At 71.4% G+C, this 19,427-nt stretch carries 20 protein-coding genes; 8 read left to right on the top strand and 12 right to left on the bottom strand.

Annotated features, from left to right (window positions below; genetic code table 11):
- Positions 1 to 34: 34 nt before the first annotated feature.
- Both ACX9MN_RS33380 and ACX9MN_RS33375 read right to left on the bottom strand, forming a co-directional pair.
- The gene (locus ACX9MN_RS33380; RefSeq protein ID WP_489726537.1) at positions 35 to 1,165 is read right to left on the bottom strand and encodes an epoxide hydrolase family protein; all 1,131 of its coding nucleotides are present in this window, start codon (positions 1,163 to 1,165) and stop codon (positions 35 to 37) included.
- Positions 1,166 to 1,395: 230 nt separating this feature from the next.
- Complete coding sequence (locus tag ACX9MN_RS33375) at positions 1,396 to 2,601, bottom strand: MFS transporter (protein ID WP_489726536.1); 1,206 nt, start codon at positions 2,599 to 2,601, stop codon at positions 1,396 to 1,398.
- Positions 2,602 to 2,703: 102 nt separating this feature from the next.
- Here ACX9MN_RS33375 and ACX9MN_RS33370 point away from each other — a divergent pair, with 102 nt between their 5' ends.
- Complete coding sequence (locus ACX9MN_RS33370; protein WP_489726535.1) at positions 2,704 to 3,267, top strand: TetR/AcrR family transcriptional regulator; 564 nt, start codon at positions 2,704 to 2,706, stop codon at positions 3,265 to 3,267.
- Positions 3,268 to 3,352: 85 nt separating this feature from the next.
- Here the strand turns inward: ACX9MN_RS33370 and ACX9MN_RS33365 are convergent, their stop codons facing one another.
- On the bottom strand, positions 3,353 to 4,438 hold the full coding sequence (locus ACX9MN_RS33365) for an alpha/beta hydrolase family protein (RefSeq protein ID WP_489726534.1): 1,086 nt from the start codon (positions 4,436 to 4,438) through the stop codon (positions 3,353 to 3,355).
- A 293-nt stretch (positions 4,439 to 4,731) separates the two neighbouring features.
- On the opposite strand from ACX9MN_RS33365, the gene ACX9MN_RS33360 reads away from it, so the two are divergent.
- Entirely contained in the window at positions 4,732 to 5,343 is a 612-nt protein-coding gene (locus tag ACX9MN_RS33360; protein WP_489726533.1) for a TetR/AcrR family transcriptional regulator, read from the top strand.
- Between the two features lie 53 nt (positions 5,344 to 5,396).
- Here the strand turns inward: ACX9MN_RS33360 and ACX9MN_RS33355 are convergent, their stop codons facing one another.
- Both ACX9MN_RS33355 and ACX9MN_RS33350 read right to left on the bottom strand, forming a co-directional pair.
- A complete protein-coding gene (locus ACX9MN_RS33355; protein ID WP_489726532.1) occupies positions 5,397 to 5,843 on the bottom strand; it encodes a type II toxin-antitoxin system VapC family toxin in 447 nt (148 codons plus the stop codon).
- 4 nt (positions 5,844 to 5,847) lie between these two features.
- On the bottom strand, positions 5,848 to 6,087 hold the full coding sequence (locus ACX9MN_RS33350; RefSeq protein WP_026605131.1) for a type II toxin-antitoxin system Phd/YefM family antitoxin: 240 nt from the start codon (positions 6,085 to 6,087) through the stop codon (positions 5,848 to 5,850).
- Between the two features lie 214 nt (positions 6,088 to 6,301).
- Between ACX9MN_RS33350 and ACX9MN_RS33345 the strand changes: the two genes are divergently transcribed.
- Together ACX9MN_RS33345 and ACX9MN_RS33340 are read left to right on the top strand one after the other, a co-directional pair.
- Complete coding sequence (locus ACX9MN_RS33345) at positions 6,302 to 6,910, top strand: PAS domain-containing protein (RefSeq protein WP_489726531.1); 609 nt, start codon at positions 6,302 to 6,304, stop codon at positions 6,908 to 6,910.
- Between the two features lie 121 nt (positions 6,911 to 7,031).
- The gene (locus tag ACX9MN_RS33340) at positions 7,032 to 8,324 is read left to right on the top strand and encodes a TAXI family TRAP transporter solute-binding subunit (RefSeq protein WP_489726530.1); all 1,293 of its coding nucleotides are present in this window, start codon (positions 7,032 to 7,034) and stop codon (positions 8,322 to 8,324) included.
- A 58-nt stretch (positions 8,325 to 8,382) separates the two neighbouring features.
- Here the strand turns inward: ACX9MN_RS33340 and ACX9MN_RS33335 are convergent, their stop codons facing one another.
- Positions 8,383 to 8,649, bottom strand: coding sequence for a GNAT family N-acetyltransferase (locus tag ACX9MN_RS33335; RefSeq protein ID WP_489726529.1), 267 nt, complete (start codon positions 8,647 to 8,649; stop codon positions 8,383 to 8,385).
- Positions 8,650 to 9,321: 672 nt separating this feature from the next.
- Here ACX9MN_RS33335 and ACX9MN_RS33330 point away from each other — a divergent pair.
- The gene (locus ACX9MN_RS33330; protein WP_020094423.1) at positions 9,322 to 9,585 is read left to right on the top strand and encodes a hypothetical protein; all 264 of its coding nucleotides are present in this window, start codon (positions 9,322 to 9,324) and stop codon (positions 9,583 to 9,585) included.
- A 336-nt stretch (positions 9,586 to 9,921) separates the two neighbouring features.
- The gene (locus tag ACX9MN_RS33325) at positions 9,922 to 10,170 is read left to right on the top strand and encodes a DUF6894 family protein (RefSeq protein ID WP_026605132.1); all 249 of its coding nucleotides are present in this window, start codon (positions 9,922 to 9,924) and stop codon (positions 10,168 to 10,170) included.
- 88 nt (positions 10,171 to 10,258) lie between these two features.
- Here ACX9MN_RS33325 and ACX9MN_RS33320 read toward each other — a convergent pair whose 3' ends face one another.
- The 6 genes from ACX9MN_RS33320 to ACX9MN_RS33295 form a co-directional block, all read right to left on the bottom strand.
- Positions 10,259 to 11,323 carry a HoxN/HupN/NixA family nickel/cobalt transporter gene (locus ACX9MN_RS33320; protein WP_091981621.1) on the bottom strand — a complete coding sequence of 355 codons (1,065 nt, stop codon included), beginning with the start codon at positions 11,321 to 11,323 and terminating at the stop codon, positions 10,259 to 10,261.
- Positions 11,324 to 11,509: 186 nt separating this feature from the next.
- Positions 11,510 to 13,627 (bottom strand): TonB-dependent siderophore receptor, encoded by a 2,118-nt coding sequence (locus tag ACX9MN_RS33315; protein ID WP_234083185.1) that lies wholly within the window; start codon positions 13,625 to 13,627, stop codon positions 11,510 to 11,512.
- 548 nt (positions 13,628 to 14,175) lie between these two features.
- Positions 14,176 to 14,718, bottom strand: a complete 543-nt coding sequence (locus ACX9MN_RS33310) for a c-type cytochrome (protein ID WP_244534887.1) — start codon at positions 14,716 to 14,718, stop codon at positions 14,176 to 14,178.
- Positions 14,705 to 15,949 carry a sulfite dehydrogenase gene (soxC, locus tag ACX9MN_RS33305; RefSeq protein ID WP_489726528.1) on the bottom strand — a complete coding sequence of 415 codons (1,245 nt, stop codon included), beginning with the start codon at positions 15,947 to 15,949 and terminating at the stop codon, positions 14,705 to 14,707. Before soxC ends, ACX9MN_RS33310 begins: the two co-directional genes overlap by 14 nt.
- A 170-nt stretch (positions 15,950 to 16,119) precedes the next feature.
- Positions 16,120 to 16,353 carry a tautomerase family protein gene (locus ACX9MN_RS33300; protein ID WP_020094429.1) on the bottom strand — a complete coding sequence of 78 codons (234 nt, stop codon included), beginning with the start codon at positions 16,351 to 16,353 and terminating at the stop codon, positions 16,120 to 16,122.
- An 85-nt stretch (positions 16,354 to 16,438) separates the two neighbouring features.
- Complete coding sequence (locus tag ACX9MN_RS33295) at positions 16,439 to 17,209, bottom strand: SDR family oxidoreductase (RefSeq protein ID WP_447715062.1); 771 nt, start codon at positions 17,207 to 17,209, stop codon at positions 16,439 to 16,441.
- A 101-nt stretch (positions 17,210 to 17,310) separates the two neighbouring features.
- Here ACX9MN_RS33295 and ACX9MN_RS33290 point away from each other — a divergent pair, with 101 nt between their 5' ends.
- Positions 17,311 to 17,760: a winged helix-turn-helix transcriptional regulator gene (locus tag ACX9MN_RS33290; protein WP_489726527.1), complete on the top strand. Its 450-nt coding sequence runs from the start codon at positions 17,311 to 17,313 to the stop codon at positions 17,758 to 17,760.
- A 200-nt stretch (positions 17,761 to 17,960) separates the two neighbouring features.
- Positions 17,961 to 19,307 carry an MFS transporter gene (locus ACX9MN_RS33285; RefSeq protein WP_056532321.1) on the top strand — a complete coding sequence of 449 codons (1,347 nt, stop codon included), beginning with the start codon at positions 17,961 to 17,963 and terminating at the stop codon, positions 19,305 to 19,307.
- Positions 19,308 to 19,427 lie beyond the last annotated feature (120 nt).

Below are 19,427 nucleotides of genomic sequence, written 5' to 3'. Positions count from 1 at the left end.
CCGGCTGAGCCCGCGATGCGGCGGGACGACGCCGTCAGCCGCGGCCCCAGTCCCGCAGGTCCCGGACGAACAGGTCCGGCGCCTCCATGGCGGCGAAATGGCCGCCGCGGGGCATCGTCTGCCAGCGCGAGACCGCGTAGCCGCGCTCCAGCCACTCTCGCGGCGGCGCGGGCGTGCGCGGATCCGGGTAGGCCGCGAAGGCCGTCGGCACCGTGACGCGCCGCCCCGGCGGCATCCGGCGCACACCCTCCTGCTGCGCGCCGGCGTAGAACCACGTCGCCGTCGCGAAGGAATCGGTGAGGATGTAGAGCAGGGCGTTGGTCAGGAGCTGATCGTTCGTGAAGACCTGCGCGAAGGGCCGCTCCCGCAGGTCGGCCCAGTCGTGGAAGCGCTCGACCAGCCACGCCAGCTGCGCCACCGGCTCGTCCGCCATGGCGTAGCCGAGCGAGAGCGGCCTGGTGCCCTGCAGCTGCGCGTAGGCCCCGAGCGCCTGCTGGGTGGCTCCGGCCTGCTTCTGCCAAACCCGCTCCGCGGCGCTCTCCGGCTCGGCATCGGGCTGCACCAGCAGGTAGTTCAGGTGGATCGCCTCCAGCGACGCGGCGTGGTCGAGGCCGAGCCAGGCCGCGACCCCGGCGCCCCAGTCGCCGCCCTGCACCCGGTAGCGCGGGTAGCCCAGAGTCTCGCGCATCAGGCGGTCGAACAGCCGCGCCGTGCTGCGCGCGCCGATCGGCGCGGCGGGTTTGCCCGAGAAGCCGAAGCCGGGCAGCGCCGGGATCACGAGGTCGAACGCGTCCTCCGGCCGCCCGCCGTGGCGCGACGGGAAGGCCAGGGGCTCGATCACCGACCAGAACTCGTAGATCGAACCCGGCCAGCCGTGGATCAACAGCAGCGGGCGCCGGCCTTCCGCCTCGCCGACGACGTGGACGGCGTTCAGGTCGAGATCCTCGACGCGGGCCAGAATCTGCGGGAAGCGGTTGAGCTCGGCCGCGGCCGCGGCCTCGTCGAAGCCGTCGAGCCAGTGGGCGCACAGGTCGGCCAGGACGTCCGGATCGCAGCCGTAGCGCCAGCCGGCCCCCGTCGGCAGGCGCGGCATGCGGTAGGCCCGCACGCGCTCCCGCACCCAGGCCAGCCGGTTCGCGTCCCAGGCGACGGTGAAGTCTCGCATGATGCCTCCGCTCGGCTCCGCGTCCCGGGAGCGTGCCGATACCGGCCGTCCCGTTCGCGCGACGTTGATCCGGGTCAACGCGGCCGGGCCGGGACGGTCGCGCCGGGATCGCCCCGCCCGGCACGACGGCTATTGGCGGCGCGATCGCGCGAGGGCTCTCGGCGCCCGGCGGCCGGCTTCGGTGCCCGTCCGGGACGCGGATTCGACCGGAGCGCCGCAGGCAGGGTGCGTCAGCCGGGCGAGACGCGTCGCGACGTCAGCGCCCGCCGCGCCAGGAACCCGGCCGCGCTCATGGCGAGGATCGCGGCCGCGTAGAGGTCGGCGGTCGTCACGTAGCCGATCCGGCGCACGAGATACCCGGCACAGATCACCGGGAGGCTGAACGCCAGGTAGCTCTCGACGTAGTAGCTCGCGAGGAGCTCCGCCCGCTCGCTCGGCTTCGCCAGCGGGACGATCGTGCCGAGGGCTCCGAGGAAGCTCGTCCCGAAGCCGGCCCCGCCGACCAGGGTCCCGCCGATCAGGACCGGCACGCTCCCGCCGTGCATGCCGGCGAGCACGATGACGAGGCCGGCGGTCATGGCGAGCGTCCCGATCGTCAGGTTGGCCGCGGCGTCCCGGCCGCGCCGCTGGAGGACCGCGTGGGCGCCGGCGACCATCAGGGCCGCGACCATGACGCCGCTCGTCAACGGGCTCCGGCTGCCCGTCGCGGCGACGACCAGCGAGGGAACGATGGAGAGGTAGAAGCCCCCGAGCATCCAGGTCGCGATATTGGTGGGCGTGATCGCGGCCAGCGGCCGCCTGGCCTGCGGCGGAACCACGACGCGCGGCCTCAGGGCCCGCAGGGCACCCGCGCGGCGCTCGCCGGTCTCGGGCGTGAGCCAGAGGAGCGCGGCCTGCGCGGCGAACACCGCGCCCAGGATCGCGTAGACGAGGTGGAGGGGGTGCGGGCCGTACTGCACGAGGGCGCTGGTCCCGAGCGCGCCCGCCGCCATCCCGATCAGCGGCATGATCGCGTTCACGAGCTGGGCCCGCGCCCGGTCGACGTCGACGAGCGCGGCGCCCAGCGAACTCGCCGCGATGCCGGTCGCCACGCCCTGGACGAAGCGCGCCGCGATGAGTCCCCACGCCCCGCTGGCCGTCGTGAACAGGGCCATCGCCACCAGCTCAAGGAGCAGCGCGCCGAAGATCACCGGCCGTCGGCCCAGATGGTCCGAGATCGACCCGGCGACGAGGAGCGCCTTGAGGAGCGCCAGCGCGTAGACGGCGAACACCGCGGTCGTGAGCACGGGGGAGAGCGCGTAGGTCTCCTGGTAGAACCGGTACAGCGGCGTCGGAGCGGCGGACGCGGCGAGGAAGGTGCCGAGCACCGCCGCGTGGAAGAACAGCGTGCCGCTGCCCGCGACAGCCACAACTTTCAGCTTGCGGTCCCTGGTCATTGGCGAACCTAAAGGCTAATCCGTTGCGTTTGATGCGTAGGCCCTCCGCACCACAAACGCAATATCTTTGCGTTTGTGGTGCCCCAGATGGCAGAGTGCAGGATGACGACGAGGCAAGGGCCGCGTCCGGGCGGCCGCAGCGCGCGGGTGCAGACCTCGGTTCAGGCGGCCGTGCGCGCGCTCCTGACCACGACGGACCGTTCGGAGATCACGGTGCCCCTGGTGGCCGCCGCGGCCGGCGTGACGCCGTCGACGATCTACCGCCGGTGGGGCACGCTCGCCGAGCTCTTGGCCGATGTCGCGGTCGAGCGGCTCCGTCCTGACGGCGAGCCGGCCGATACCGGGAGCGGCCGGACCGATCTCGAGGCGTGGGCGGAGCAGTACGCGGACGAGATGTCGTCCGCGCCGGGGCGGGAGATGATCCGGGACGTCCTGGCGGCGGCGGACGCGAACTGTGCCCAGCGATGCTGCAGCTTCACCCGCGATCAGATCGCGATCATCGCGGATCGGGCCGTGGCCCGCGGCGAGGCCTTCCCGGACCCCGAGGCGGTGCTGGACGGGGTCGTCTCGCCGATCCTCTACCGGATCCTGTTCGGGACCGCGCTGGACCGGGAACGGATCCTCGAGCTGGTCGACCGCACCCTGACGGCGCTCGAAGCGACCTGACCCGAGGCGCCGACCCCGTGCACCAACCTCGCGGAGGAGGCCGGGCTCCTGACCTCAGCCGCCAGGTGGCGCGACGAGCGGCCTGTCAGAGCGGCTCCACGGGCTGGGCGCGCGTCCGGTCCTTTCCGCGGGTCGCTATCGCGGGTTGCGCCAGCGACGCGCTCGCGTAGCCCGCGGGCGCGACGGCGAGGATCGGTCGCCAGGTCGAGGACCACGCGCGCAGCGGCTCCGGATCGCCGCGGAAGGCCAGGTCGAGAAAGGCCAGCGTTCCGGCGGCGGTCGCCGCCTTGACCTGCGGGTTCAGGTTCAGACCGCCCGTGAGGGGACGGTCGGTGAAGATGCTGTGCGAGCCGCCCTGGAAGACCGCCAAGGACTTCCGGGACGTCGCGATCGCCTCGTACACGGCGAGGCGGTCGCTGAACGGCGAGGTGCGACCGGGCAGCTGGATGACATCCTCAGTCGCCGTCACGTGCAAAGTCGGGATCTCGACGGCGCCCAGGACGGCCCGGAGGTCGCGCTCGCCGTAGAAGGGCGGCGCCGAGATCACGATCCCGGCCGCGATTCGCGGATCCCGCGCCTGAAGGGCGTGCCCGTCGCGGACGACGCGCGCACCCGCGGCGATCAGAGTCGTGTTGGCGCCGTAGGAATGGCCGGCCGCCACGATCCGTCGCGGGTCGATCCGGTCTCCGAAGGCGCCCCCGTCCTGAACGAGGAGGCGGTCCAGGGCGAAGCGCAGGTCGCGCGCCCGGGCGATCGCCTCCCGTTCCTGCGCCGCCCGCTCGATCCGGTCGAGCAGGGCCAGGGGATTGCCGGTCCAGACGGAGCTGTCGCTGCCGACGTGCTGCAGGTGCAGGCTCGCGATCCCGTGGGACGACCAGTGCCGACCGAGATAGCTGTAGCCGGTCCGGGACTGTCCGAGACCGTGCGAGAACACGACCAGCGGGACGCGGCGCCGGAGCGACGACGTGTTAGGCCAGTACAGGCGTACCGGCACCGGTCGCTGGCGCGCGCCGTCGACCCAGTCGAAGTCGACGATCCGGACGTCCTCGACGACGGGCTCCGCCGCGGCCGGCCGCGTCACACCCGCGGCCAGGGTTCCCAGCAGCATGGCGCCAACCTGCCGACGGTTGGGCAATGGCCGTGCCGCTGTCGGACCGGAAGACTCGAGCATGGGGAGGGCTTTCGCGAGAGGAGGGGAGCCAGGAGGGTTCGCAGAGCCGCGCATCGCCGGCCGCAACCCGATCACGACGCGCCCTCGCCCCCCGGCGCGCGCCAACCGAATTCCGTTCGCCGACGGAGGCCCCGACGGCGAACGAGGCTGCCGATATCGGCAGGAAGGGGCGGGCGCCCGACCGGACTCCGCACCGCGTCCCGAGACCGCGCGTCAAAATCGCACTCGGTGTAAAAATATAATTGCACCGCGTGCAACTTTGCAAGTGCGGAATCGCATGTCACAACGCCGGCATGGGGAGCCCGCCACCGAAGCCCGGCAGCCTGCGCGCGCGAAAACGGCAGGAGACACTGGAACGGATCGCCGAGACCGGCCTGCGGCTGTTCAGCCGGCACGGCTACGAGGCGACGACCCTGGACGCGATCGCCGAGGCGGCCGGCATCTCGCGTCGAACCTTCTTCTACTACTTCAAGTCAAAGGAAGAGATCCTGCTGGACTGGCAGATGCGCGGCTTCGGCGCGGCGCTACGCAAGGCCGTCCTGGCCCAGCCGGATGGCAAGGTCCCGGTCGAGGCCGTCCGGGACGCCTTGCTGGCGCTGTCGACGGGTTTCCGGACCCAGGAGTTCATCAGCATCGATCGCGTCATGCGGTCCAGCGAGACCTTGAAGGCCCGCAAGCAGGCGGCCTACGGCCTGCACGAGCAGGCCCTGCATGCCGCGCTGATCGAGCGCTGGCCGGACCCCGTCCGCAGCGCCCCGCTGCGCCTCGTCGCCATGGCGTCGCTCGGTGCGATGCGCTTGGCGATCGAGGCCTGGATCCAGGCGGGCGGCGACCGTCCCGTGGACGCCTTCCTGCGGGCGGCCTTCGCCGGTCTCACGGCCGAGTTCTGCACACCGTCCCGATAGTCCCGCCGCGATCGGCACGCCGCCGCGGCCCCGCGGTGACCGGCGCGACGCCGTCACCGCCCATCGGCCGGCAGCGCGACGAAGGGATCGCAGGCGGGAACGCCGAGCGGCGCGAAGTGCCGCACGTTCCGGGTCAGGACCGTCCAGCCGTTGCAGCGCGCGGTGGCGGCGATCGCGAGATCCGCGAAGCCGGGCGCGTGCCCCTGCCCGCGCGCCAGATCGGACAACCCGCCGATGTGGCGCGCGACGGCGAGGTCGATCGGGAGGACCTTGGCGGCGTACAGGTGCAGCAAGGTATCCAGCCACGCCGCGAGGCGCTCGGCCTTGCGCGAGGCACCGTCCCTGCGGCTCTTCGCGATGCCGTCCTCGATCTCGGCGATCGTGACGACCGAGAGGTGGAGCCCCGCGCTGTTCCGGTCCATCCAGTCGATCAGTGCGACGGCCGGAACGGCCTTGGTCGGCGCGCCGGCCGAGAGCACGTTGGTGTCGACGAGGTACACCGCCTCACAGCTCGGCGCTTCTGAGTCCGCCGGACGGGGGGGCGAGGTCGTCCGCCGCGACGGGCGCGGCCATGAGCAGGCGGCCGAACGACGGGACGCGGGACAGCCGCTGCCAGTCCTCGAAGCTGAGCAGCACGGCCTCGGGGCGGCCGTGGCGGGTGATGATCGAGGGCGCGCCCTGCTTCGCTTGGTCGATGACGGCCGACAGCGTCGCCTTGGCGTCCCGAAGCTGGATCTCCTGCATGGCGCTCTCCGTGACCACTGTAGTCATAATGGGTGTCCAGGTTCCGATCCGCAAGGACCGCCCGCGGCCCGTCGTCGGCACCCGGCCCCGGCGGCTCGCCGAAGCCGACCCGTGTCCGGCACGCAACAGTTGATTGCTGACCAGATTATGCCCCTTGCGGTTGCAGCGCTTTAGGACCAACGTATGTTACTGTTAACTGAATACGGGTGCTCGGGTGGCAGCTTTTAAGCCCCTAGACGGGCAAACAGCCTCGGAAACCTTCCAGACGGCGCTGGACGCGCTCGACGTCGTCGGCCGCTGGGAATGGGACGCGGGCGTCGATCGGGTGCGGGCCGACGCCTTCGTCGCCCTGGTGTACAACGTCGATCCGGCCGAGGCCGAGGAAGGCGTCCCGCTCGGCCGCTACATGAGCAGCATCCACGCGGACGATCGCGAGCGGATCGATGATCTGATTCGGCGCAGCGCCCGCGATGGGACACCGTACCTCGCCGAGCATCGGGTGACCTCGGCGGACGGTCGGACGCGCTGGGTCCTGGTGCGCGGGCGCTTCACCGGCGATCATGTCGGGCGGCTCCAGGGCGGCAGCGGCATTCTCCTCGACATCACCCGGATGCGGATGTTCGAGGACATGGCCGACGAGGCCGTGCCGCGTGCGGAGACGTCGCCTCTCGAGCTGGCAGCGGATCACGCCATCGCGGCGATGTACGCGATCAGCGAGTTGCGGGACGCGGAGCTCAAGGTGCAGGCCGAAGCGCTGCTGATGACGCTGGGCCGCAGGCTCGCCGCCCAGGAGGTCCAGGACCGGCACCGCCAGATGAACTGATCGCGGCGCGCCGGAGCAAGATACAGCACGGGGCGGAGCGTCGACCGATCCTGTCCGGGAGCGGGAGACTGGGCCAGACACGCGCGCTATGCTGGCGGATCGGCAGGTCAGCGCGGCACGGATGATCCGGCGTTCCAGAACGACAGTCATCGTCCTCGGCGTCATCGCCGGGGCCGCCGTCGCTGCTCTGCTCATCCATCTCCTCCTCGGCCTGCTCTCCCTCGACATCGCGGTCGCCAAGACCAGCACCGAGGATCGGGAGGCCGCGCAGGCGCTCACGCAGCTCTTCCAGACCCAGCATCCGCGGGTGCGCATCCGGACGATCTTCGAGCCGGATCGCCTCGGCGCCTCGGCGGCCCTCGACAAGGGCGAGACCCAGCTCGCCCTGGTGCGCAGCGACGCCGCGCCGAAGGACGGGCAGACCCTGGTCATCCTGCGCCGCGACGCGGTGGTCTTCGTCGCGCCCGGGGGCAGCCCCGTCGACAGCGTGGCCAAGCTGCGGGGCAGCACCGTCGGTCTCCTCGACGGGCGGAAGCTCGACCCGCTCCTGCTCGACCTGATCCTGACGCATTTCGGCGTGCCCCCGAGCAGCGTGCATCGCCGGATCCTGAGGATCGACCAGCTGACGGAGGCCGCCCGCAGCCGCCAGATCGGTTCGGTGTTCGTGGTGGCCCCTGTCGGGAGCGCGCTGTGGCTGCCCCTGTTCACGGCGCTGCGCAAAGGCTCCGGGACGGCGAAGCTGTTCGAGGTCGACGAGGCGGCGGCGATCGCCAAGGAGCACCCCGTGCTCGACACGATCGACGTGCCCAAGGGCGCGTTCCTCGGCTCCCTGCCGGCACCGGGCGACGACATCACCACGCTGTCCGTCAGCCACCGGCTCGTGGCCCGCGGCGCCATGCCGGACTGGCTCGCCGGCGAGATCACCCGCGAGGTTCTCACCGGCAAGCCGCGGCTCGTCGCGCTCGACGACGATCTGGCCGGCATCGAGGCTCCCGACACCGACGACAAGGTCCAGGCGCTCCCGATCCACCCGGGCGCGACGGCGTACCTGACCGGGAACCAGCCCAGCCTGAGTGATCAGGCGCAGAACGCGGCCTACTGGGTCGGGCTCATGATCAGCGCGCTGGCCTCCCTCGGCGCGGCGGGCATCGGCCTGTATCGGCGCTTCCGGCCGCTGCAGCCGCCCACCCGGGTCATGCGCCTCCTGGAGATCTGGCTGTCCGTGTCGAGCGCCGATCCGGTCGAGCTCGATCATCTGGAGCGGGAGGCCGACGCGCTCGCGGCGGAGACGATCCGGATGGAGGCCCACAGGCGGACGGAGAGCGTCGAGATCCGCCTCGTCGCCCTGCTCGTCGCGCATGTCCGCGAGGCCGTCCAGCGCCGGCGGCGGCACGTGGCGCAACGGATGACCTAGCGCCAGGCGATCTCGGCACCGCCCCCCGGCGGCGGCCGATCCCGGCCCGGTCGCGGCCTCACGCGAGCAGGTCGCGATGCGTCCGATGCCCGCGCAGCCACGCCCGGGCGTAGCCGCACAGGGGCACGATCCGATCGCCCTCGGCGCGCGCGTGCGCCGCGACGCCTTCCATGAGCCGGCCGGCCGCCCCGGTGCCGCGCAGGATCGGCGGCGCGTAGACGTGGCTGATGACGAGCTGGCCGGGCTCCCGCCGATAGGTCGCGAAGACGACGTCACCGCCGACCTGCAGCTCGAAGCGGCCTCGCTCGACATTGTCGCGCAGCATCTCGGTCCTCCTCGTCCCCCGGCTTTGCGCGGCTCCGATCGGGAAGCACCGCGTCGAACCCGGCGCCCTGCAGGATCCCGCGCCGCCACGGACGGCCTCCCGAAGGCCCGCGCTCCCGCGACGGTTATATGGGGCGCGTGTCCTCGTCGCGGACGCGGGTCAGAACCGACGCGTCGGCATCGCCGCCGACGACGTCGACATGGCGCGCGAGCGCCGCAGCACGACGAGACCCGCCGGCCGGCGCGGCCGGCACGGCAGTCCGCTCCGCGCGGCGCGGATTAAGCGCGGCCCGCGATCGTCTAACCCTAGACATCCCGAGACCACCTGGACCGCCCGGCTCACGCCGCGGCGGTCATTTCGTGCCGGCATCGTCGGCGGACCGGCCCCTCCGGCCCTCCGAGCGGCTCTCAGCGCGGCCCGCCGCGCCGTGTCGGACCGATCTGCGGGCTCCCCGCGGGGAGGCCTATCCACGTCGGCTTCCCACAGCTCAGGCGCGATCCGGGCGGTTTGCCCGCCGATGCGCGCGCGCCCGGACCGCCATCGGATATTTCGGCACGTCGACCCGCAGTATTCAATAAGAAAAACATAACATCATGAGCTCGATATTTTGCGATATTCCGGAACTCATACAGCTTTCTGTGCTTGCCCAATGGTAGTTTTCGGGAGAACATCATGACCGCAATCCGGATCTTCGTCCTCGTGTCGTCGCTCCTTCTCGGCACGGCCGGCGCGGCAACGGCGCAGGGCGCCGCCGGAGGATCGACGTCCGGGCCAGCGCCGTCCGGTTCGGGCGGGCAGCGGATGCAGCACGGCGATCAGATGAAGGGCGGAGAGAGGGGCGGGGGCTCGGGCAACACCGGCGTTCCGGGCGCCTCGCCGGCCGACGACGGAAACAAGACGCAGGATTCCCGTACCACGAAGACGAGAGACCGCTGAGAGACCGCGGGTCCGCGACCGCCCGTCCGGAGGCACGGGCCCGGCCGGAACGGCCGGAGCGGTCCCGTCACGCCGCGCACGCCGTCGCGCGGCGCTCTCACTTCCGATCCGCAGCCCCGCGCGACGTGTCCGTTCGGGGACGCGATCCGGCGACGCGACGGCACGGCCGCCAGCGCCGGAAGGCTCGGAACGGATAGCCGGCCGGGCCCGGCCGGCGCCCGCTCATCCGAGGGCGTCGGCCGCGGTCACCGGCGCGGATCGGGCGCCGCGCGCCGAGAACCGGCGTTTCCGATCCCGGTTAGCTTTCGTGAGGGGAAGCCAGTCACGGAGGCGTGGGTGCCGCGCTATTTCTTCGATATCCACGACGGTCAGTTGCAACGCGACGAGGACGGGACCGAGTGCGCCGATTTCGACGCTGCGCGCAGAGAAGCGATGATCTCCCTCCCGGACGTCGCGCGATGGGAGATCCCGAGCGACGGGGACAGGCAAACCTACACGGTGGTCGTCCGGGATGCGGCCGGCGCCCCGATCTACACGGCGACGCTGACGTTCACCGGCCTGAGGCTCAGCGAGGCGGCCGGGTAGGTTCAGCCCGCCGCGCGCATCCGGCGCGCTCCGACATCGGCCCAACTCACCGGCGCCGGACGTCCCGCGTGGACACGGCCGACGCCGGTCAGGGGATGTCGGCCGGCTTGACGTCGATCCGGTCGAACCGGCCGAGGCGGTAGATGAGGAACGACAGGAGCCACGCCGCCGCGAAAAGGCCGACGATGCCGAAGCCGAGCACGCCGAAATGGTCGTTGATCGCGGCGATCCGCTCCCAGAGCCAGCCCTGGAGGTTGAGCTTGTCCGCCAGGAGGTTCAGCGCCTCCAGCGTGCCGACCACCAGCGCGACCACCACCGACACCAGGGTGATGGTGAGATTGTAGAACAGCTTGCGCATGGGCTGGACATAGGCCCAGCTGTAGGCGCCGAGCATCAGCACGCCGTCGGTCGCGTCGACCAGCGTCATGCCGGCGGTGAACAGCGCCGGGAAGACCAGGATCGTCCAGAGATCGATGCCCTGGCTCGCCTGGGCGGCTGAGAGCCCGAACAGGCTCACTTCCGTGGCGGTATCGAAGCCGAGCGCGAAGAGCAGGCCCAGCGGGTACATGTGCCAGGAGCGCGTCACGAGGCGGAACAGCGGCCGCAGGATCCGGGCGAGGACGCCCTGGTTGGCGAGCAGCATGTCGAGGTCGGCCTCGACGTAGCGGCCGGTGCGCCGCACCTGCCGGAACGCGCGCCAGACCCCCGCGAGGACGACGAGATTGACGAGGCCGATGAGGATCAGGAAGGCGGCCGAGACGCCTGTGCCGATCAGGCCGCCGAGTTCCCGGTAGCCTTCCGAGGCCGTGATCAGGCTGGTGGCGGCCAGCGCCACCGCGGCCGCGGCCACCACCACGACGGTGGAATGGCCGAGGGCGAACCAGAAGCCGACCGAGACCGGCCGCTGGCCCGCCTGCATCAGCTTGCGCGTGACGTTGTCGATGGCGGCGATGTGGTCGGGGTCGACCGCGTGGCGCAGCCCGAAGACGTAGGCCAGCAGCGCGGTCGAGAGCAGGGCCGGCTGCCCCGCGAACAGGCTGTAGGCCCAGGACCAGGCGGCGACGTTGGCCGCGATCAGGACGAGGTAGAGCAGAACGATGCGGCGCCGCACGACGCGGGGCGCCGTGCCATCGGACGGGACGATCGCTTCCATCAAAGCCTTACCCACCCGAATACCGTCCCCTCGGCCCCGTTGCCCGGGCCTGTCGCGTCGCTGCTGCCGTGCAGCACGGAATCCGACATAGCGCAGAAGCGGTCGGCCTGCGGAGTCCCGCAGGCGCGCCCTCTCGCCGGAGCGATGACCCCGGCGGCTGCCTGGACGGGGGCCGCGGGCCCGCCATCAGAACCGCACCGTCACCGAGCCCGTGATCCGCCGGGGCGAGCCCGGATAGACCCGGAACACGTTCAGCGAACTCTCGTAGTACGCGGTGTCGAAGATGTTCTCGACGTTGAGCGCGATCCGGGCGTTGTCGAAGCGGTAGTAGGCGAGCGCGTCGACCGCGACGTAGGCCGGCAGGGTGAAGCCGGAGCCGGCCGCGTCGCCGGCGCGCGCGCCCACGCCCCGCACGCCGCCTCCGATACCGAAGCCGCGCCACGCCCCCTCCGGCTCGTAGACCGCGAGGAGGCTGCCGGAATGGCGCGGCACGTTGATGAGCGGGGCTCCGACCGGGAGCACGTTGTCCTTGGTCACCCGGGCGTCGGCGTAGACGTAGCCGGCCAGGAGCTTCAGCTCGGGCGTGATCTGCCCCTGGGCCGTCAGCTCGAACCCCTGGCTGCGGACGGCCCCGGCGGCGAGGGAGAAGCCGGTATTGGCGGGATCGGGCGTGAGCACGTTCTCCCGCTCCACCCGGAAGGCGGCGGCGGTGAGGAGCAGGCTGCCGCCGAACAGCTCGGACTTGGCGCCGACTTCGTAGCCGAGGCCGGTCTCCGGCGGCAGGGCCGTGCCGCGGGTCACGGCGGCGGCGTCCGGGCCGATGTTCGGCCGGAAGCTCGTGCCGACGTTGGTGTAGAGGGCGAGTTCCGGGATCGGCCGGTAGACGAGGCCCGCCCGGGGCGACGCGGCGACCCGCGACTGGTCGACCTGACTGCGGACGGCGCGCTCGCGGAAGCTCTGCTCGAAGATGTCGAGGCGCACACCGACGAGCGCCCGCCATTCGGGGCTCAGGACGATCTCGTCCTGCGCGTAGAGGCCGGTGTTGGTGATCCGCTCCAAGTTGTTGCGCGGGATGGTGATCGGCGGCAGCGCCTGCCCGTAGACCGGGGCGTAGATGTCCAGGGCGAACGGGCTCGTGCGGAAGTTCGAGCGGAAGTACTGCGTGCGGCTGTCGGTGCTCTCCCGGTCCATGCCGAGCAGTAGCGTGTGGCCGATGCCGGCGGTATCGAAGCGCCCGACGAGGTCGGCCTGCCCGACGGCCACGTCCCAGCGGTAGTCGCGCACGTTGCGGTCGCGCGAGACCGTGCGGTTGTCGGCAGCGATGGCGCGGATCTCCGCCGACTCGCCCGCGAGATCGCCCGTGTTGAAGTAGGTCGCGAGGCGAAGCTGCCAGTTCTCGTCGAAGCGGTGGTCGACGCGGACCTGCAGCGTGTTGTTGTTCTGATAGGTGCTCTGCCCGGGCTCGCCGAGGAAGCGGGAGACGGGCAGGAACCCGAGTTGCCGGTTCAGCGCGATGACGCCCCGGTCGAAGACGATCCGGTTCTTCACGAACTCGGTCTCGACCGTGATCCGCGTGTCCGGGGTGACCTGCCAGCTCACCACCGGCGCGACGAGGAGCCGGTCGCTGTCCACGAAGTCGCGGAAGCTGCCCGCACCCTGGGCGGCGAGGTTGAAGCGGTAGAGCACCGTGCCGTCCGCGCTCAGCGCACCGCCGGCATCGATCGTGCCCCGGGTCAGGCCGAACGAGTCGACCTGGTTGCCGAACTCGACGAACCGCTCGGCGGTCGGCTGCTTGGTGATCAGGTTGACCAGCCCGCCGGGGTCGCTGCGCCCGAACAGGGCCGCTCCCGGCCCCTTGAGCACCTCGATGCGCTCGATGTTCTGGGCGTCGGGCGGCGGCGGCGTCCCGCGATTGAGGGGGAAGCCGTTCTTGTAGATCTCGGAGGTGGTCACGCCGCGGATGGCGTAGCTGAAGATCGACAGGCCGCCGAAATTGTTCTGGCGGGCGACGCCGGGCAGGTAGTCGAAGACCCGGTCGACGCGGGTGGCGGCGATATCGGTGATCGTCTCGCGCGGCGCCACCGACACGGCCACGGGCACGTCGATCTGCGGTGTGGCCGTGCGCGTCGCGCTGACCGCCGCGCCGGCGCCGTAGCCCGGTGTCGGACCGATCAGGCCGATGCTGCCGCGCCCGGACGCCGTCGTCCGGGCGGCGCCCTCGCCGACATGCTCGACCGACAGTTCCTCCAGGGTCACGCTCTCCTGCGCGCGGACCTCCCCGACCGGCACGCCGGCGGACAGCATGGCCGCCAGGGCCAGGCGCGGGCTGCCGCGCCGCGCCCCGGCAGGGCGGGCGCATCCCCGGCGCGGCCTGGGACTCTCGCGGAACGACAATCGTCCAGAACTCGCCACCACACACTCGCTGCTGCCGGCGCGCGGCCACGCGGAGGCGGGCGGCGTCACGCCCGGACGGGCGGCACCGCGCGCTCCGCTGGGGCACCGCGCCCGAGGAACGTCGTCGCGCCGAAGGCCGCCTCCCGTGACGCGCGTCATCGCCGCCGCCGGACCGTCCCGGTGCGCGGCACCGGCGGCCGCGGGGAACGGGCGCGCCCAGTCGACAGGTGCGGGGCAGATCCGGACGCACCGCGCAGCGCGCACCGGATTACCACCCCGGCTCCGGACCGTGCCCGGATAACCTTGGCAGGAAAATACTTGCCGCGGCGACCGGCCGGGTCAACGCCCCGGCAACCGAATGTAATAATGTTGCGACGACAGTGGCGGAACGGCCACAGCACCGTGGCGCCCCGGCGGCGGGCGGGGCCGGGGCGGCCTGATCGGGTACGCCGCTCCCGTCAGGGTCTCACATCCGGCCTGGGATCCGGCACGAACCCGTCGCGGTTCGGCATGCGGACGGCGGCCAGGGTGGCGGCATCGAGCACGGCGCTCTCCGGGACGAGCCCGTTCAGGTACAGGACGTAGCCCGAGACCGCGTAGACGTCGTCGGCGCTGAGCGATTGCGGGGCGTTCATCGGCATCGCCCGCCGGATGTAGTCGAACAGGGTCGGCGCGTAGGGCCAGAAGCTGCCGACGGTCTTGAGCGGTTTCGCCGAGGCGAGCGTGCCCTGGCCGCCGGCCAGCCGCTCGCCGGTCCCGCCCTCGCCCCGGCTGCCGTGACACGAAGCGCATTGGGTCTCGAAGACCTCTCGGCCGTGGGCGACGCTGCCGTGTCCGGGCGGCAGCTTCCGGCCGTCCCGGTCGACGTCGATGTTCCAGGCGGCGATCTCGGCCTCCGTGGCCGGACGCCCGATCCCGAGGCGCTCCGTCGCCCGTACCGGCCCGGCGCAGGCGAGCACCAGGGCGATCCCCGCGGCGGCGCGGGCTTCACGCATAGCCATTGGCCACCTCGCCGTCCGCCGCGATGCGCCAGGGCACGACCGCGTTGTTGTGGTAGAAGGATTTGAGACCGCGCACCGCCGTCAGGTCCTCGAAGCTCGGCTGCACGTAGCCGGTCTCGTCGATCGCCCGGCTCGCGATGGTCGTGGGCGTCCCGTCCCAGCGCCAGGGCAGGCGGAACCGCGTCAGCGCCCGGTTGAGCACCGGCTCCTGCAAGGCGGCGTCGCGCCAGCTCCCGCCCCCGTCCGTCGAGACCTGCACGCCGCGGATCCGCCCGCGCCCGCTCCAGGCGAGGCCGGTGATCTCGTGGAAACCGGGGGCGATCCGCTGCGTGCCCGAGGGCCGCGTGATGATCGACTTGGCCTCCATCACGAAGGTGAATTGCCGCGCCGTGGCGTCCGGCATCAGGTCGGTGTACTTCGACGTCTCCTCGCGGGAATAGGCCGGCTCCGCCGTGACGTTGAGCCGGCGCAACCACTTCACGCTCATGTTGCCCTCGTAGCCGGGCAGCAGCACCCGAAGCGGGTAGCCCTGCTGGGGGCGCAGCCGCTCGCCGTTCTGGCTGTAGACCAGCAGGGCGTCGTCGAGGCACTTCGCGATCGGGATACTGCGGGTCAGCGCGGCGGCGTCCGCGCCCTCGGCCACGACCCACCGCGCGTCTGGCTTGAGCCCGGCCTCCGCCAGGACCGTCGCGAGGCGCACGCCGGTCCATTCGGCGCAGCTGACGAGGCCGACGAGGTCCGACGCCGTCTTGCCCTTGATCGCCTCGAAGCCCGGGTTGCCCGAGCATTCGAGGAAGTAGATGTGCGACTCCGACGGGAAGCGGCGGATGTCGTCCATCGTCAGGATGAGCGGCGTCTCGACGAGTCCGTGGATCATCAGCCGGTGCTGGGCGGGATCGATGTCCGGAATGCCGCCGTGGTGGCGCTCGTAGAATAGGCCGTTGGGCGTCAGGATGCCGTCGAGATCCTGCAGCGGCGTGCGGCTCGACGCCGAGATGTACTGCTTCAGACCCTTCGGGACGTTGCGGATGACGCCCTCCTCGAAGCGCGAGGGCCGGCCGTAGGTCTGGCTGCCGACATCGGCGCCCGGGACCTTCATCCATTCGGGAACGGCCGGAGGCGCCGCCTCGTCCGATCGGGCCGGGCCGCCCGCGAGGACGGCCGCGGCCGCCGCCGCGCCTTGTGCGAGGAAGCGGCGCCGCGCCGGCGGCGATTCGTCGTCCTGGCTCATCGCATGGCACTCCGCCTCGCCCCGCCCGCCGGGGCAGGCCCAGAGTCTCACGCAACGGCGCTCCCTCCTAGTCCCATCGGAACGGGGCTCGAAACGCGGTCCGGGGACGGACGCGCGCGACGAGATCGTCGACGGCTCCGGGCAGGGCCGCCGTCACGATGTGGAGGCCGTCAGCGCGAACCCGTCTCGTGGTGCGCCCGCAGGCGTCGCAGGGCCTCGAGATCGAAGACCTCGTCCGCGCGCCCGTAGCCGCCATCCACGACCTCGTCGACCAAGACCATGGTGTGCGGGCGCGCGGCTTCCCCGAAGAAGGAGACCAGCAGATCCGTCGTGCGGTGGATCAGATCCGCCTTCTGCGGACCGGTCATCATGCCCTGCGGGATCTTGAAATTGGCGAACGGCATCGATCGTCTCCAGGCTGAACTGATGAAACACGGGTCGCGCCCGCGCGCGGCGACGCGGATCTCCTCGCGGATCTCCGCGCGCACCTCATTCCTGCGCCGCGCGGGCCGCGCGAGCGGCCTCGTTCAGGGTCGCGACGGCCGCGTCGAAGCGGTGCTCGGCCTCGGCGTTGCGCTGGAAGGCGACGCGCTGCACCAGGATCTCGGGCGGCGTCGGCTGCTGCTGGAACAGGGCCATCACCTCGTCGATGAAGTCGGCCAGGGGCAGGTAGCCCGCGCGGGTGGCCTGGCCGGGCGTGAGATCCGTCTGGACCGCCGGCGGCACCAGCTCGATCACCTCGACCCGGCCCTTGAGAACTTCGCGCAGCGAGACCGTGTAGCTGTGGATCGCCGCCTTCGTCGCCGAGTAGGTCGGTGTGGTCGTCAGGGGCACGAAGGCCAGCCCGGACGACACGTTGATCAGCGCCGCGTCCGGCCGTGTGACCAGATGCGCGACGAGGGCATCCGTCAGACGGATCGGGCCGAGCAGGTTGGTGGTGATCGTCGCCTCCGCGTCGGAGAGGTCGCGCGCCTGATCCAGCGCCTCGAACCGCATGATGCCGGCGTTGTTGATCACCACGTTCAGGGCCGGGTGCTCGGCCGTGACGCGCCGGGCGAACGCCGCGATGTCTCCGGCATCCGCGATGTCGAGGGGCATCGCGTGCAGGCCCGGGCGGCCGGCCGTGACCCGTTCCAGCGCCTCCGCGCGGCGACCGGCGACGATGACGGTGTTGCCCAGATCGTGGAAGCGATGGGCGAGCGCGGCTCCGATCCCGGACCCGCCGCCCGTGATCAGGATCGTGTTGCCGGAGGTTTTCATGATGGCGACCCCGTTGTTGTCGCCGCAGAGAGTATGGTTGACACTCTCCGCCCTGAAGTAGGCACCGAAAAGATTTGTACGCACCGAAAGGAGAGTGTCGAATGCGCAGGGCTGCCCCTGACCCCGCGATCGAGGCGAAGCGGCGCGGGACACCCCCGCAGGACGTCGATCCGGCGATCGAGGCCCTGGTGAACGACATCATCGGCCAAGTGGCCGACAAGTGGACCATGCTGATCCTCGAGGCCCTGGAGGAGCACGGCATCCTCCGGTTCACGCAGCTCGGCCGGGCCGTGGGCCGGATCAGCCAGAAGATGCTGACGCAGACCGTCCGCCAGATGGAGCGGGACGGTCTCGTCCGGCGGACGGTGCACCCGGTGATCCCGCCGCGCGTGGACTACACGCTGACGCCGCTGGGCCGGAGCCTGGGCGCCGCGTTCTGCGGCGTGTGGATCTGGGCCGAGACGCACCACGCCGAGATCGAGCGGGCCCGGCGGGCGTTCGCCGCGGCGGCCGAAGCTCCGGATCTTCCCGCCGACGCCGAGGCACCGTGAGGACGGAGGGCCTCCCGATCGCGGTCTGGCCGCGCAGGACGGAGGGGCGTGCGGCCCTGGCGGGCTCGCCCGCGCGAAGGCTGCCCCGCGCCTATTAACTGTCGAGCGGAAGAGGGATGTCGTCCTTCTCCAATGGTCTCGCCAAGCTTGGCGTTTCAGTCTAGCGTCTAGACTGAATTCGGCGGCAAGGCGGGCGCATCATGCAATCCACCCCTCCGTACGGTGAGCCGCCGCTCCCGATCAGTTCCGACGCGATCGCCGACGGCCCGAAGGTCCCCGGCGCGGCGCGGCGCCGTTCCGTGGTCGCGGGCGCCATCGGCAACACGCTCGAATGGTACGATTTCGCCACCTACGGGTATTTCAGTGCCGTCATCGGCCGGAACTTCTTCCCGTCCGACAGCCCCACGACGTCGCTGCTCTCGGCCTTCGCGGTGTTCGCCGCCGCCTTCTTCATGCGCCCGATCGGCGGCATCGTGTTCGGCCACATCGGCGACCGCTACGGCCGGAAGACGGCACTCCTGCTGTCGGCGGGCCTCATGGCCGTCTCGACCTTCCTGATGGGCTGCCTGCCCACCTACGCGTCGGCCGGGCTCCTCGCGCCCGTCCTGCTCGTGGTGCTGCGGCTCGGCCAGGGTCTCTCCGTCGGCGGCGAGTACACCTCCTCGGCCATCTTCCTGTCCGAGACCGCAGCACCGGCGCGCCGCGGCCTGACCGGCAGCCTCGCCTGCATCGGGGCCGCCGGGGGGATCCTGCTCGGCTCCATTGCCGGGACGCTCGTCACCGGCCTGCTCACGCCGGAAGACGTGCACCAGTGGGGCTGGCGCCTGCCGTTCCTCTTCGGGATCGTGCTCGGCGTCTTCATCTTCGCTCTGCGTCGCCATATCGACGACGATCACGTCGAGACCGTGTTTCGCGAAGATCGGGCACCGACGGACCAGCGCTCACCGCTGCGCACGGCCGTCGAGATCGACGGCTCCGCCATGCTGCGCGCCTTCGCGATGAATCTCGGCCTGGCGTGCGGCTTCTACGTGGTGTTCGTCTACCTCGTGACGTTCATGCACACCGTGTCGGGCCTGCCGCAACACACGGCGTTTCTCATCAACTCGCTCGCCATGGTGGTTCAAGCCGTGTGCATCCCGATCGCCGGAGCCCTGTCCGACCGCTTCGGGCGCAAGCGTATTCTGGTCCTGACCGGGGCGGGCCTGACAATCCTGTCGTGGCCGCTCTTCATGCTGCTGACCACCGGCGACACGCTTCTGATCGTCCTGAGCCAGGTCGCGTTCGCGATCCTGATCGCCGGCAACGCCGCCGTCGTGCCGACGGCGTTCGTCGAGATGTTCCAGCACCGCTCGCGCTGCACGGCCCTGGCGATCAGCTTCAACGCCTCGATGGCGCTGGTCGGGGGCACCGCCCCGATGGCCGCGACGTGGATCGTCCACCACCTGGCCTGGCCCACGGGGCCGGGCCTCTACGTCGCCGTGCTGTCGGCCATCTCGCTCGCCGCAGTCCTCACGATGCGCGATCGGACCGGAGAATCGCTCGCTTGAGAGGATCGGCGCGCGGGGGGCGACACGCGGAGGCCGAAGTCACGTTGCGGCTCTCACAGAGGCGACGCCCCCATCGGTCGGCGCTCGTCTCGACGGTGCCGGGCGTCCGATCGGCGGCAA

This window comes from Methylobacterium sp. 1A (genome assembly GCF_058072805.1).
This window is presented reverse-complemented; position numbering and strand designations above follow the sequence as displayed.

Coding starts and splice junctions, on each gene's coding strand:
- ACX9MN_RS33380 (WP_489726537.1), bottom strand. CDS start 1,165: ATGCGAGACTTCACCGTCGCCTGGGACGCGAACCGGCTGGCCTGGGTG.
- ACX9MN_RS33375 (WP_489726536.1), bottom strand. CDS start 2,601: ATGACCAGGGACCGCAAGCTGAAAGTTGTGGCTGTCGCGGGCAGCGGC.
- ACX9MN_RS33370 (WP_489726535.1), top strand. CDS start 2,704: ATGACGACGAGGCAAGGGCCGCGTCCGGGCGGCCGCAGCGCGCGGGTG.
- ACX9MN_RS33365 (WP_489726534.1), bottom strand. CDS start 4,438: ATGCTCGAGTCTTCCGGTCCGACAGCGGCACGGCCATTGCCCAACCGT.
- ACX9MN_RS33360 (WP_489726533.1), top strand. CDS start 4,732: ATGGGGAGCCCGCCACCGAAGCCCGGCAGCCTGCGCGCGCGAAAACGG.
- ACX9MN_RS33350 (WP_026605131.1), bottom strand. CDS start 6,087: ATGCAGGAGATCCAGCTTCGGGACGCCAAGGCGACGCTGTCGGCCGTC.
- ACX9MN_RS33340 (WP_489726530.1), top strand. CDS start 7,032: ATGATCCGGCGTTCCAGAACGACAGTCATCGTCCTCGGCGTCATCGCC.
- ACX9MN_RS33335 (WP_489726529.1), bottom strand. CDS start 8,649: ATGCTGCGCGACAATGTCGAGCGAGGCCGCTTCGAGCTGCAGGTCGGC.
- ACX9MN_RS33330 (WP_020094423.1), top strand. CDS start 9,322: ATGACCGCAATCCGGATCTTCGTCCTCGTGTCGTCGCTCCTTCTCGGC.
- ACX9MN_RS33320 (WP_091981621.1), bottom strand. CDS start 11,323: ATGGAAGCGATCGTCCCGTCCGATGGCACGGCGCCCCGCGTCGTGCGG.
- ACX9MN_RS33315 (WP_234083185.1), bottom strand. CDS start 13,627: ATGCTGTCCGCCGGCGTGCCGGTCGGGGAGGTCCGCGCGCAGGAGAGC.
- ACX9MN_RS33310 (WP_244534887.1), bottom strand. CDS start 14,718: ATGGCTATGCGTGAAGCCCGCGCCGCCGCGGGGATCGCCCTGGTGCTC.
- soxC (WP_489726528.1), bottom strand. CDS start 15,949: ATGAGCCAGGACGACGAATCGCCGCCGGCGCGGCGCCGCTTCCTCGCA.
- ACX9MN_RS33300 (WP_020094429.1), bottom strand. CDS start 16,353: ATGCCGTTCGCCAATTTCAAGATCCCGCAGGGCATGATGACCGGTCCG.
- ACX9MN_RS33295 (WP_447715062.1), bottom strand. CDS start 17,209: ATGAAAACCTCCGGCAACACGATCCTGATCACGGGCGGCGGGTCCGGG.
- ACX9MN_RS33290 (WP_489726527.1), top strand. CDS start 17,311: ATGCGCAGGGCTGCCCCTGACCCCGCGATCGAGGCGAAGCGGCGCGGG.
- ACX9MN_RS33285 (WP_056532321.1), top strand. CDS start 17,961: ATGCAATCCACCCCTCCGTACGGTGAGCCGCCGCTCCCGATCAGTTCC.